Origin of the sequence: Pseudoalteromonas sp. 20-MNA-CIBAN-0454 (assembly GCF_040308685.1) — a bacterium.
GTDB lineage: Bacteria > Pseudomonadota > Gammaproteobacteria > Enterobacterales > Alteromonadaceae > Pseudoalteromonas > Pseudoalteromonas nigrifaciens.
Map to the genome: position 1 here is coordinate 14246 of NZ_JBEOOB010000030.1, position 14535 is coordinate 28780.

Sequence of the window (14535 nt, forward strand, 5' to 3'; positions counted from 1 at the left end):
GGGCAAACATGACAGATTACAGCAATTCTCCCGACCTTAAAGGCAGTGTGTTAGGCCAATCAACTGAATATATAGATCAATATACTCCAAGCTTACTTTTTCCAATTGCACGCAAGCTAAATAGAGATGCTTTAAATATTGACGAAGCCGCTTTACCATTCAAAGGCCAAGACATTTGGACTGGTTACGAGCTGTCGTGGTTAAACGCCAAAGGCAAGCCGCAAGTCGCTATCGCTGTATTTACTTTTGCCTGCCAAAGCAGTCACCTTGTTGAATCTAAATCGTTTAAACTGTATTTAAATAGCTTTAACCAAACTCGATTTAACAGCCGTGATGAAGTAAAACAGCATTTAGTTAAAGATCTAACCGCAGTGGTTAACAGCTTAGTACAGGTAACTTTATACAATGCAGATGAGTATAACTGCCTTCCTTACACCCCATTACCTGGTGAGTGTATTGATGATTTAGATATCGAAATTGATAACTACGATATTGACGCTCATTCTCTAAAATCGCAAAGCAATAAAACGGTAACCGAAACCCTGCATAGCCACTTACTTAAGTCTAACTGCTTAATTACCTCACAACCCGATTGGGCAAGTGTAATTATTCGTTATACAGGTGAGCAAATATGTAGAGAGTCGTTACTGCGCTACTTAATTTCGTTTAGAACCCATAATGAGTTTCATGAACAATGCGTGGAGCGTATTTATAGCGATTTAAGCACTCAGCTCAGCATTAAAAATCTTGAAGTTTATGCTCGCTATACGCGCCGTGGTGGCCTTGATATAAATCCGTATCGCTCAACTCATAATAACGACACGCCATTTGCAGTTAAAATTAACCGCCAATAAGTGTTTATTGTAATAAAAAAGGAGCCTAGGCTCCTTTTTTATTCACTACGTTTGGTGGGAATAGCCACAGCGCACACGTCTATATAATTAGCTGTATGTACAAACCAAGGCTCAGAGCGATTTTTTCTTGCCGCAATTAGGTTTTTAAATGCCTGTGAGTTTGTTTTCATCACTTTAAAAACACTTTTATCACTATTATTAATGTCTTCAAGTACTTGAATATCAGTTATTGGGTTAAATTCTTTATCATTGCGAGCGGTACGCTCTAAGCGGTTAACATGCTCTATACCCTCAAGTACGCGTCCAAATACAGTGGTGTTTTTATCTAAATAACGTGGCGCTTGCCCTATAGTGATAAAGAATTCGGTGCTTGCACTATTTATATCGTTATCTCGCGCCATTGCAAATATGCCACTGCAATGTACTTGCCAAGTTTGGGTTTGTAGTGCGTTTTGAGCAACCGCAAAACCATTTAAAAAACCAGTTATAGGTGCATAACCATCACCTTCAAGGGCTGTAATTGCCAACGGGTGTTTAGTAGTTAAATAAAACTCGGCCAAAAGTGATTTATTTGCAGTCTTAATAATCTTTTTAGCACTGCTAGCACCACCTTGAGCTACAAATCCCTCAACAAAGCGATAAACACTCGTTCCTTGATAAAAGCCTTCTCGCGCAAGCTTTTTAATATTTTTTACATGCTGTGGAGCAAGCTGCGGATTAAGCTCAATATAAGTGGCGCCTGTGGGTAAGGTTATTTTTAAAATATTTTGCGAGTTAACCACTCGCCACTCGTCCTCGGCGGCTTTAGTAATAACGTCACTGGCAGTGTACTTTATTTTCGGCTCAACTTGTTGCGTGGTAATGCTTTGTTTATATTGTCCAGCACAGCCGTTTAATAACATCGCAGCGGCCACTGTTAACAGGTACTTTTTCATAAATTAGCGCCTTATTATTATAGTTTTACATTAGGGTCTTATCCTTAAGCTTGGTTATTACTTGCTAACATCTGCTTTAACCTGTAGTTATTAGTCCCAATCAAACTTATAAAGTATATCTACGTTTTGATATAGCCCACTGGTTATTTCGATATAAAACTGCGAAAGCAGCTGATAACGTATTGCCACTTCACTAAGGGAGTCAAAAATACCAACACTGTATTTTACTTGTAAGCTCGGTGCCACATAGCCTGATATTTCTACTTTTGTTTGCTCACCACTGCCTTTAGAGGTAAGGCTAACATCCGACAAACCAAACGTTTCACCCACTTTAGAAACCAGCCCTTCACTGCGGCTAACCCCCTGCGAAAGTAACAACTGAGTGAGCATAGCATCGGTGGAGCTATCGCCCTCGCCTAGTGGTTGGCCATTGAGTAAATAGGCCAAAGCTTGTGCCTGATCCATCGCTGGCTCCGAAAACACTTTTAGCCTGGGTTGCTCTACATTACCTGTAAGCGTTACCCCAGCAATAACACCATTGGCGGTGTTTTCGGGATTACGAATGGCTTTAATATTTAAGTAAGGCTGCTCTATTGAGCCACTAAAGCCAACCTGGCCGGTACGAATTAACAAATCTTGGCCAAATGCTAAGTATGTACCGTTTACTAACTTAAGCTCGCCTGTGGCAATAATAGGAGTTCCTTGGCTCATTTTAATCGCCAAATCGCCTTCTACTTTAGATTCTAGACCGAATGATTCAATTTTCACGTCATTTTTTACAATCAGTTTTAAATCTATATCGTAATCAAATGGCACTTTTTTAGTCGCTTTGGTTTTTTGATCAACGATTATTTCGTCATCGCTAACTTGCACAGCGCCCTCTGGCAACTCTTCTATTTCAATTCGCCCATAAGGGACAATTACTTCACCCACAAGGTTTATTGCGTTGTTAGCCAAACCAATTTTTAAATCTGGAGATACTTTAAAAACGACTCCTTGCTGAGCACGTACATAAAATTGCTCACCTACTATTGCAACGTTAACGGCTGGTTGTTCACCTTGCCAATCTATGTCGCCATTTAATTTAATATTCCCGCCTTGGGGATCTGTTAAAAGGCCTTTAATTGTTGCTGTCGCTTTGTTAAATAAAATACTCACATTCGATTTTTCAAGTGCTATTGGTAGTTGTTCACCTTGTAAATTAATATCATCAATATTTACTTCACCTTCAAGGAGTGGCTCTTTTAATGTACCTGCTAATGCAATTTTACCGCTAATATTGCCTTTGAGCTGCTCAATAGTGTCTAAAAATGGCTGCAAGTTAGAAAATAATATTTTATCTATGTTTACATTACCGCTTAACGCTTGCGTGTTTTGTATGTCATCTACATTAATTTGCGTGGTAATTTCACCTAACACGCTAGAGTTTAAGTTAGCTGTTAATTTACCTGTTTGAGAATCAGTAAATGCATTCACACTAAGCGTTTCTATTGGTAAACGAAAGTTATCTTCTTCGGAATTGTATTTGGCTATTAAGTTATTTGAATTTAAAGAAGCGCGTAATGTTTTCAGCGCACTCGCTTGCCAGTTTGCAACAAATTCCCCTGTTAAAGCGCCTTCTGCACCAACATTATCTGGTAGTAAATGCTTTAGTTCCTCAAGTGCTAAGTTGTTTAATTTAGCATTGAATTGACCTAACTGTTTATTTTGCGACAAAGTGTCGATACACAACTCACTTTGTGCAGATTGCCAGCAGTGCTTACTTACATCAAAATCGCCTGTTTGGGTGTTTACGTTAAGTGTAATTTTTTTACTGTTGTTAAAGCTTAGCTTTTTATCGCTTAACTGCACATTGCTCAATGCACCTTGCCAAATCGCATTGGTAAGTTGACCATTAACTTCAAACTCAACTGCACCTTGTTGCGCATCAACAGATGCGGTAAGTTGATGATCTTTTTTATCCCCTGTTGCATCTATTTTTACACTGTTAATTTGTTGCTCAGCAACTAAAGCCGAACCAACATCTATTGCAATATTAGTTTGCCAATCGGCCGCTGTATCAAGATCAGCTTTAACAGATAACTTACTTATATTTATTTCATCAAAAATAAAACGTTCCAGCATTAATGCTAAGTCAACCGACGGTGTTAACCTTTGACCTCTAAGGGCTATATTGGCCTTACCATCTGCAATAAATGGCATATTAGCCTGCTCATCACTTTGTAGTGTTATATTGCCATCTACTAACCATTTGCTATCTATTTGGCCATTGAGTTCTAATTTATTTTTACCACTGCTTAAATAAAAACTATCAATATTAGCTTTTAATGCATTATCTAGCCTAAAGTTTGCGGCAAACTCTAATGGCACGTCGTTAAGTGTGCCGATGAGTTTGGTATTATTCATTTTCAGTTGCCAAGTATCCGTTTGTGCATTAAATGAGCCTTTAAACTGCCCAGAAATATCACTCGTTACTGCATCTGTTAAGTATTGCGCTTTTAAATGCGATAGCGTCCCTGCAAAATCTGCTTTTATACCTTGTTGCCAGTTAACATTGGCATTTATTTTTGCAGTACTGTCGTTGGCCTTAACCGACAATGTAGAAAGCTGTGCATGGGTAAGCGTGCCCGTTAATTGTGTGTTTAAATCAACGGCCGGGTACGCGCCTAACTGGCTCGTTGCAGTTAAACTAAGTTGATAGTCATCTGCGTTGCCCTGCGCACTTAAGTTAACCTTACGTAGCGTTAACTGCTCGCTTTGTGCGTCGATCAGCCACTGGTTTATTTTGCCTTTAACTGTAAATGGGTAGTTTGTTTGCTTTAAATTAGCATTGGCATTTAAACTAAGCGGAAATTGCCCGGTGGTTTCTAAATCAACGTTTAAATTTGCCAAGTCGCCACTGAGTGATAAGTCAGCTTGGTGTTGCGGGCTTTTTAATACAATATGACCTTTTAGCGGCATATTACCTGCAAGCTCTGTGTTAAGTTGTGTATTTAATTGCCACTGCTGATAACGAGCCGCTAAAGAATATAAATTTATTTTGGCATCTTCTACAGTCATTTGCAGTGCTATATTTTCTATCTCATAGTCTTGTTCGCCCTGCTGTATAGCCACTTTATCAATATCAAACTGCTCAATGGTTATATCCAGTGGTGAAGTAAATTCGATATTAGGCAGTGCAGGAAGCTGCGTAATTGCCGTTGATGCTGTTTGTGATTGCAGGGATTGGGCTTGCTCTTTTAGCGTAACCAGTATTTTAGGTATGTTTAAGCTTTTTACTACAAGCTCTGATCCCATCGCTTTTGCCGATAACTTAAAGTTATCAACACGCACATTGGCGCTTGGGTGTTCTAAAGTAAATACTTTTACAGCTATATTTTTAACAGCGATATTAAAAGGTAAGGTAATTTTAGTTAGTGGCTCAGATGGCTCTTCTGCAACTGCTTCAGTTGATTGCTCCAAAGTTAAGGCCATTGTATTAGCACTTAAATTATCAATGCAAATGCCGTCGCACTGCCACCAAAATAAATTAAGCTTTAGTTGCTGGGCATTAAAATCTACCCCGTTATTGTTATACCTAACATTAAATACATCGTTATATAAAAACCGACCGTTTTTAATGTCAATATTTAAACCATCAACCAACTTGTTTGCACTATAAGCAATAAATTGATTACCGGGTGCAGTAAATAATATACAAAATACGGTTATTAGCAGTATGACTAAAACAGCACTGACACTTGCAGTTATTTTTTTAAATACAGTCATTAAATTTCAGGCCCTATAGTAATACTCAAACGGGTGCTTTTACTTTCTTTGGTAAGTCCCCAAGCGTGGTCAATTCTAACCGGACCTACAGGTGTTAAATAACGAAAACCAAAACCAGCACCTACTTCAAATCTATCCGAAAAATCATTGGTTGCAGTACCTCCATCTACAAATAAAGCAACCCGCCAATTTTGCGCAAACTGATAGTTGTATTCTGCAGTACCAGAGACTAAGTACTTACCCCCTATTAGCTGCCCTTCATCGTTTTCGGGTGAAATTGATTGATACGCAAAACCACGCACACTTTGATCGCCACCAGCAAAAAAGCGCAGTGAATACGGCACATTAGCTATATTATCGACCAACATGGCACCTAGGTTCGCTTTTAAAAACACTAAATGGCGGTCTAAATAAGTTCTCAGCCAAGCGTTTTGTAACTGCACGCGGATCAAATTAGTACTAGAGAGTACATCTTCTACGCCAAACTCTGCAGATATTAACCACTGTTCGCCCCAATAAGGGGTTGTTCCCCCTTTTGATTTTTTACGTGCATAACTAATACCCGGCATTAACATTTCACTGCTTTCTTCTTCGTCGTCACCTATTCTATATGTTTCATGGTCGCGGCGTATAAAAGCGGTACGCACCCAGTTATTATCAGTTAACCATTGGCGTTGTACTTGCCCGGTAAGTATTTCACTATAAATATTATTAGCTAATTCATCCTCAAGTTTATAACCAACCGAAAAACGCCATAAATCGTCATTAGGATCATCCTCTGGGATTGTATAAGCCATTGAAATATCTTGTTGTCGCTCAGACACATTTAAGTTACTTTCTAGGTAATGGCCATCTTGCGTTATCCATGGTTTACTCCATTTAAAGCGCACTTTGGGGCCTAAGTCGGTACTAAAGCCACCACCCACTTCATAGCTATTTGCAGGTTTATGTAATACATCTACTTTTATCGGTACTTGGTTATTTTTACGTTCGGTTATATCTGCATATACTCGTACACTAGTAAAATAAGGCGTGCTTGATAAATCAAGATTATAATCGGCTATGTGGGTCGATTTATAAGGCTGCCCTTTGGCAAAAGGCGCTAAAGAACGAATATACTTTTCAGCAGGTGTATCGCTAGCAATTACAATATCGCCAAACTGATAACGCACCCCAGTTTCAATAATAAAAGTAACTTCTGCGCTATGTTTCCCCAAAGATACTTCTAGTTTACGCGCAGGCCATTTAGCGTCAAAATAACCTAGCTCTAACAGCATTGATTCTATTTTTTTATGCGCGCTGTCATAATGTCCGTGGTTTAAAATATCTCCCTGCTTTAGGGTAATATTATTAATTACTGCCAATAAAGCGGGGTCCTGCTTACCAGCCCCCTTTACACTAATATTTATTGCAGCGATGCGAGTAGCTGGCCCTCGCTCAACTCTAACCACCAAATCACGCTCATCTTTATCAAAGTTAACCTCTACTTTAGGGCTGTAATACCCTAATGCTTTAATACTATTCTCGACTTGTTTTTTTGCATAGCGGCGCAGGGTCAAGGTCGGCTTTTCACCTATAAGTTGTTTTAAATAAAGCGCAACATTTTTTTCTAAATCGTCATTTATCCCTTTAATCTCATAATCTTCTATTACATTTTCAGAGGCAACAGACTGAGCACTCAGAAGAATGCAAAAAATAAACATGTAACGCAAAAACTGATTAAACAAGTAAATATCCTTACCTTTAATTCTTAAAATATAACGATGCATCAACTCTATAATATCATAGCCGTAATGAGCCTTACATTAACTTAATAGCTACCCAGTGACATAATATGCAATCTATAATATTAAAATTAGTACGCTTTAAGCGTTTATTTTGGTTACAATAGCCCTAACAAGTACACAATAATTTTAATGAGTTTTTTAATGCAATTTCCTGATGACGAAAATGGCCAACTTTTAGCTGAAATAGCCGCCGCTGGTATTGATTTAAGTAAAATGCACCAAGTCGATTTTTATATTTTATTTGAGCAACAAAGCGATGCAGAAAAGTTTGCCAAAGAAGTAGTAGCCGATACATTAGTACAGCATGCTGAACTCGAAAAATGCCAAGACACTGGCGTATGGGAAGTAATTACTCAAGTACAAATGGTTCCTGAGCACACTCTATTAGGCCAAGCTGAGCAATACATTGAAAGCATAGCTAATAACTTTAACGGTTACGGCGATGGTTGGGGATTAATGGACGCAGAAGAAGCTTAATCTGCATTCCCATACTAAATTATAAATCAGTTAAACCTAAGGGTTTAACTGATTAGCTTTTCTAAAACTGCCTTTATAATCAAACAGCTTATCTGCTACCTTCCAACCATATTTTTTACTTTTACGGGCAATTACAAAGTCGGGCGCAATTAAATCTAACTGTGCGTTAATTACCTGCTCTGCTGTTTTAAATTTTACGGGTGCTTGACCTTGGCCTACCCGCTTACCAAATTGCCGATTAAAAATATACGCCGCCCCTTTATTTGCAATATCGTAAACTTCATCGCAACTTGCACCGTCTTCGTCAAAATACGTTACTTTAATCATCTCATTTTTAAGCTGCGTTACACTTAACCCACTACAGCGAAGTACGAGTGCATCTTTTAAGTTTAAAGCATTGCGTAATTTATCATCAGGGTCGGCCATTACCGCACCGCAATCATGGCATTTACGTGCGGCTATATCGTTTTGCGCACCACATTCATCACACTCTTTAAAGCGAAAACGATAATCGCACTGCTCTTTATTACCTTCATCATCTTCTAGCAAGCCCTTACAGCGCCTACCAAAGTGTTCAATAACCTTTCCTGTAGAGTCAGTTTTACCCCAATAAATATTAGCAAAGCCACAGCCAGGACAAAGCACTTGTACCGGCTCGTTATCGCTATCGCCTTTTTTATCGCCGACCTCAGGGTGAAACAAATCAAAACCATTTCCGGCATAATCGATCACCAAACAATCTGTTTTTGACTCGGCTAATCTAAGTCCTCTGCCGACAATTTGCTGGTATAAACTCACCGACTCAGTAGGGCGTAAAATAGCAATAAAATCAACATGAGGTGCATCAAAGCCGGTGGTGAGTACCGATATATTAACCAGGTATTTTAATTGCTTGGCTTTAAATTGCTTAATTATTTTATCGCGTTCGCTATTCGGTGTATCACCTGTAATTAAGGCGCTTTGCTGATGAGGTAAATAACTTAAAATTTCTTGTGCGTGCATAACCGTAGCGGCAAAAATCATAATACCTTGGCGGTTTTCACTATATTGTATTACTTGTTGTAAAATGGCCTGCGTTGCGCGTGCGCTGTTTTTTAATAACGCATTCATATCCTCATTAGTATAACGGCCAAATGCGTCACTGGTTAACGCCGAAAAGTCGTAATGACTAATCGCCGCATCCACTTCATTGGGTGGCGTTAAATAGTTATGTTTGATCATATAGCGCAGCGGTAATTCAAAAATACAGCTTTTAAATGGGCTGTCTTTATTGCCCCGCACAAAACCATGATAGTGATGATGATAAATCCACCCCATACCTAACCGATAAGGCGTTGCCGTTAACCCTAATACTTTTAATTGAGGGTTATGCGCTTGTAAGGCATTAATAACTTTACCGTATTGACTTTTTTTATCACCATTAACTCTATGGCACTCATCAATAATTAACAGTGAATAATGCTCATTAAGCTGATCTAAATTACGCGATAGCGACTGCACGCTGGCAAAAGTAACCTGATGGTTTAACGATTTTTCTTTTAATCCTGCCGAAAATATACTCGCCTCAAGCCCAAAGCTTTTATATTTTTGTGAGTTTTGCTCTACTAACTCTTTAACATGCGCCAGTACTAATATTTTTTGTTTAGCTATACGCGCAAGCTCAGCAATTACCAAGCTTTTACCCGCGCCAGTAGGTAATACAATCACTGCGGGATCATTGGTTTTTCTAAAGTGTAAAACGGTACGTTCAACCGCCTCGATCTGATAAGGTCTTAGGGTGTAGGTCATGAGATAACAATTAAATTTTAATGAGGGATTTTAGCAAATAACTTAACTTTAAAGGTAATTATTAATTACGCGGTTTTTAAATCACATAATTAAAACTCATTTTAATGGGGAATACTACGATAAAACATTTATATCTATTAAATGATAGTAATAGGCGTATCACTAGCAAAACTATCTGTGCGGATACGAGAGCCTAAAACCTGAATTTTTTCTACTTCTTCTACAACTTCACCTTCTTCTGCCGCAAATGAACTAGCTGAAAATAAAGCTGTTGATGCTGCACCAAAAGCAATCGCTAAGCGAACTGCTTTTGAAACTTGATTATTTAACATTTGATTCTCCCTATGTTTCTATTTTATTTTTATCATTTTTTATGAAAAATAAAGCTACGGTATTCTGCATAGCATCTACTTTCAATTAAAGAGTATTACTAAGTACACCATCAGGTCAACACCCAGTTAACACAAAAGAGCTTTTGTTTACATGTGTTTACAAGGCGCATGTATTCACATAAACACAATAACTAATATCTGATAAACAATTTACCGCACTTTTTGTGGGTACTATTGTTTATCTATAATTGAGTTTTTAGGGGTATATGAATTAACTGATAAAAATCAGATTTTCATATTTGGCGGGGCATAGAGCAAAAATAAAGGTATAGAAGTAAAGGTAATATTACTTATAATTAATCTCTGTATTATGTTTGGTTTAGTAATTATTAAGCTAGCTTTTACATTAAAATTGAAAAACAGCCCATACTAAAGCAGTAACATATTACTAACTAAATAGAACAATTGAGTTTAACTGCACAAAAGCGTAATAGTAGCTGCTACATATCTACAAAGTCACTTAGCGGATTAATAACTTTAAAGCTTATATAAAATAAGCAGAGGGGCAGAGGTTTATATGCCTCAAGTCAGAAAGATAACTATTTAAAACAGACCGCTACAGTATTAATAGCCTGCAGGCTGTTGCGTTATTAATGAGGGGATTATTGGTTATAATAAGCAGATAGTAATTTACAATTCTTTTTTACTTAATTTAAACAGCAATGAAGAACTACATAGCTATTTATTATTGTACTAATTTACACTTTTAAATTAGTACAATACATTCAATGTTAAATTTACTTTCGTGCTTTTATAACCCAACAAAAAATACCTGCGTCTATTTTCATAACATCGAACTCGTAGCTGGACCAATTATCTTGCAGAAGGGTTTTTATATACTCAACATCTGAGTTTGACCACGATGCGGCTTGTTGATCTTGTAAGCGAAGCTGAAAAGAATATAAATTATCACGGAGTTCTTCTACTCTTTTACTGTCTGTTTGCGGCCAATCAATGATCGCTGGAAGTAGCTCTTTTACTAACAAATTAAACCAGTCTAACTCATCTTCACTGTTGCATTTACTCTGCTGATATTTTACTTGCTGTAACAGGTCTACATTTTTTTGCTTAAATTGAACTTGTTGCTCAGCAGTCGGCTCTACCTTATTTGTAATAGACTGACAAAAATCAGCGAAGTCTTGAAGTTGCAATAACAAACCATTGTCTTTACTTAAGTCTTTGAGTACTTTTAACCCAATTTTACAATCTGTAGAAATAAATGAGTCTTGATGATGTACTAACGCAATAAATTCACCATTAGGTTTTAATGCCTTATTTACCGCTAAAAGAGCGGCGGCGGGCTCTGCATACTCAAAACCAAATTGACTTATAACACTATCAAATTGAACGTTCTCAAACGCTAAGGTTTCAGAGGGCATATTGCCATAAAAATGTATTTTTTCGAGGTGTTTGTAATTAGAATCTGAGGGGGCATGTTGAGATAATGGTGCTATGTTTGCCGCGTCTGATGCATAAACATCAAAACTTGCATTAAATTGCTGTGCTAAAACAGCCAGTCCACCATTCCCGGTAGCTAGGTCTAAAATTGTAGTTGATTCAGGTAGTGATTTAAAAATAGTTTGCCAAAAACTTGCGACAATGCCTTTATAACCTTGGCTGTGCTCCCCTTCTGCAAAACTATTAAGTGATTTGGTCCTTGACCAGTATGAATTCCAATGTTGCATTTTTTACCCATAAAAAAAAGGTGGGTTTTAAACCCACCTTTTTATTTAACTTATTTTATAAATTAAAACGATTGTGAGAAACGTAAGTACGTAACACGACCGTAAGCATCATATAGGTCGAAGTTATAGCTACGACCGCCAAAGCTGCTTAACTGTGGCTCTTTTTCAAAAGCATTTTGCATACCAACAGAAACCTTTGTTCCTGTAGGGAAGCTATACGTTGCTTGTAAATCATGTGTGATCCACGTTGCAATATTACCTGTACGCTCAACACCACCACCGGCTACTTGCGATACATCTTCATACTGAGAACCAATCATGTTGATGTTCCAAGTAAAGTCAAAGTCTTGTATTGCATAGCTATTTGACAATGAAGCACGTTGCTGTGGTTCACCAGTGTCTTTAAGTGTATTACGACCACCATCAATTTTACTTTCAAACTGATGACTAAATTGTAATGTTTGCTTTAACGTACCCGCTGCATCAAAGTCAAATGTTGTGTTTAAATTTACATCTAAACCACTGATTTCCCATTTACCTTCGTTAGCATAACCCTGAGTGATAAGGTCAATACCACCATTGCTTAAACGTGTAACACCTAAACCTGCAGGAATTGGGTCGCCTGTTTGTTCACGAGTCAGAATGGTAGTAGCACCAAAGAAACGGATCATGTTAGAGATTTCAATCTCATAATAATCAGCAGAAAAGTTTAACCAATCTGTTGGTTGGTAAGCTAAACCTAATGAAATCTGCTCTGATGATTCAGAACCCATTTCAGCGTTTGCTAAAGTAATTGCACTTACTTGCACATCACAACCGGCCTGTAAACCTAAGTTAAGACATGACGGATCATCAGATACACTTGGGTTACCTGGAGCTGGTTTAGCTGTAAGGATATCCAATGTAGGTGCGCGGAAACCTTCACCATATGATGCACGTAGCACTAGCTCTTCTGTTACATCATACTTTACTGAAACTTTAGGTGAAAAATCTGAACCATAATCAGAATAATCATCGTAACGACCTGCTAATGTAAACTCTAGGCCTTCCATAACTGGGAATAAAGCTTCAAAGTAAGCACTAGTTAAATTACGACCACCACCAGCACTATTACCAGCAGAACCACCTACTTGACCAGCTTCTGATAATGAATCGTACGTATCAGAATAATCTTCTTTACGGTATTCAAGACCAACAACAGCTTGTAGAGTTCCACCATTCATTTCCATTACATCAAATGCAGCAGAACCAAACACTTCTTCTTGTTGGAAAGTACCAATTCGCGATGTAGTTACATTCAAGCCGTTTAGTACTTTAGCGTAATTATTACGTTCTTCATCTGTAGTAAAACGTGTGCCAAATGGGTCATTTAGCATGTAATCACCGTTATCAACAGCTGTTCTTGCATTTGAACCCATTAAATAACCACGACCAATTTCATAGGTTTTTGTTTGGTTTTTACGCGCACCAAAATCAACAAAAACATTACCGATTTGCCCTTCAACACTAATCATAAAGTCTGTAGACCAGTTATCAACTTGACTATCACGATTACCTAATGCAGCAAAACGATGACGATATCCAACTTCACGTGCACCTAGACCATCTGAAGGAGCATCATAAAATGGGCTAGCTGGGTTAGTTGGGTTATTTGGGCTATCAGCTGACATGAAAGCACCAACACCTGCGTCATTCAATGTTGGCGCGTAACGACCAAAAGACTTAGTTTTTGATACTAGAGTATGAGACAAGATTCTCCAGTCATCATTAATATCATAATTAGCTTTTAAGAACGCTGATGTGTTTGATGTAGAAGCTTCGTTAGCATTTGTCGCGTTAAAGTTATATGCACAGAAATCATCACCTAGTGAAAAGAAGTTATCGATTCCATCACAAGCGCTAGCTGATAAAATTGAACTTAAGCCACCAGCACTTGGCTCGCCATCAGCACCAATACCATCGTAGCCACTTGGTCTTACCCAGTTTGCGCCAAAGCTTGAAGCACCAGGTTGTACCCATTCGTAAGCATTTTCATAAATAATGTCACGGCTGTTCCAAGAAACACCACCAATTACAGAAGAGTTATCGCTTGAAGCACCAAATACTACAGAGCCTTCTTCACGGTCACCACCGTCTTTCGGTAAGCTTACTTCTGAAGCACCGATACGCATTTCAATACCGTTAAAATCTTTTCTGGTAATAATGTTAACTACACCAGCGATAGCGTCAGAACCATATACTGCAGAAGCACCATCAGATAAAATTTCAATGCGCTCAACCGCCGCCATTGGAATTGAGTTCAAATCTTGTGAGTTACCAGTTGAAGGTGACTTAGGTAAGCGACGACCATCAACTAAAATTAGTGAACGTGAAGCACCTAAACCACGTAAGTTAATTTGCGAAACACCTTGCGCAGAACTACCAGACTGTGGACGAAATGAACCCGCCGAGTTAAAGCTTGTATTACGTAATAAGTCTGAAACAGAAGTTTGTCCTGAAAAGTCAATCGCAGCACGATCGATAACAGTTACAGGTACAGAACCTTCTAGGTCAGTTCTTTTAATACGTGAACCAGTAACAGCGATACGCTCTACTTTTTCTACGCCTTCTTCAGCAGCAATTGAGCTTGCTGAAAATACAGCTGTTGAAGCTGCACCAAAAGCGATTGCTAAGCGAACAGCTTTTGAAACTTGATTATTTAACATTTGATTCTCCCAAGAATACTATTTTATTTTTTATATTTAATCATCTGATTACGAATAAACAATGATTATGCAACCAATGATAATACTATGAGAACAGAAAGGTCAACATAAAATTAACTTTAAGTGACCTGTCATTATCATATA

General features: G+C 38.1%; 8 protein-coding genes and 1 pseudogene. 2 read left to right on the forward strand and 7 right to left on the reverse strand.

Translation table 11 applies throughout. The features are described from left to right. Nucleotides 1–8: 8 nt before the first annotated feature. Entirely contained in the window at nt 9–854 is an 846-nt protein-coding gene (queF, locus tag AAEZ22_RS14000) for an NADPH-dependent 7-cyano-7-deazaguanine reductase QueF (protein WP_011328638.1), read from the forward strand. A gap of 38 nt (nt 855–892) precedes the next feature. Here queF and AAEZ22_RS14005 read toward each other — a convergent pair whose 3' ends face one another. From AAEZ22_RS14005 to AAEZ22_RS14015, 3 genes are all read right to left on the reverse strand, one after another. Continuing rightward, nucleotides 893–1789: a peptidylprolyl isomerase gene (locus AAEZ22_RS14005; protein WP_182677419.1), complete on the reverse strand. Its 897-nt coding sequence runs from the start codon at nt 1787–1789 to the stop codon at nt 893–895. A gap of 90 nt (nt 1790–1879) precedes the next feature. Further along, nucleotides 1880–5557 (reverse strand): autotransporter assembly complex protein TamB, encoded by a 3678-nt coding sequence (tamB, locus tag AAEZ22_RS14010; RefSeq protein WP_352297677.1) that lies wholly within the window; start codon nt 5555–5557, stop codon nt 1880–1882. Beyond that, entirely contained in the window at nt 5557–7284 is a 1728-nt protein-coding gene (locus tag AAEZ22_RS14015; protein WP_041454736.1) for an autotransporter assembly complex protein TamA, read from the reverse strand. The genes tamB and AAEZ22_RS14015 overlap by 1 nt, the downstream gene beginning before the upstream one ends. A gap of 201 nt (nt 7285–7485) precedes the next feature. On the opposite strand from AAEZ22_RS14015, the gene AAEZ22_RS14020 reads away from it, so the two are divergent. Continuing rightward, the gene (locus tag AAEZ22_RS14020) at nt 7486–7821 is read left to right on the forward strand and encodes a ribonuclease E inhibitor RraB (RefSeq protein WP_011328642.1); all 336 of its coding nucleotides are present in this window, start codon (nt 7486–7488) and stop codon (nt 7819–7821) included. A 36-nt stretch (nt 7822–7857) separates the two neighbouring features. Here AAEZ22_RS14020 and radD read toward each other — a convergent pair whose 3' ends face one another. The 4 genes and pseudogenes from radD to AAEZ22_RS14040 all read right to left on the reverse strand — a co-directional run bounded on the left by radD (nt 7858) and on the right by AAEZ22_RS14040 (nt 14391). Next, nucleotides 7858–9609: a DNA repair helicase RadD gene (gene radD / locus AAEZ22_RS14025; protein ID WP_182684273.1), complete on the reverse strand. Its 1752-nt coding sequence runs from the start codon at nt 9607–9609 to the stop codon at nt 7858–7860. 140 nt (nt 9610–9749) lie between these two features. Next, a pseudogene (locus AAEZ22_RS14030) lies at nt 9750–9941 on the reverse strand (hypothetical protein); the annotation flags it as partial. A 797-nt stretch (nt 9942–10738) separates the two neighbouring features. Continuing rightward, nucleotides 10739–11686, reverse strand: coding sequence for a class I SAM-dependent methyltransferase (locus AAEZ22_RS14035; protein ID WP_192531560.1), 948 nt, complete (start codon nt 11684–11686; stop codon nt 10739–10741). 62 nt (nt 11687–11748) lie between these two features. Beyond that, complete coding sequence (locus tag AAEZ22_RS14040) at nt 11749–14391, reverse strand: TonB-dependent receptor plug domain-containing protein (RefSeq protein WP_352297680.1); 2643 nt, start codon at nt 14389–14391, stop codon at nt 11749–11751. Nucleotides 14392–14535 lie beyond the last annotated feature (144 nt).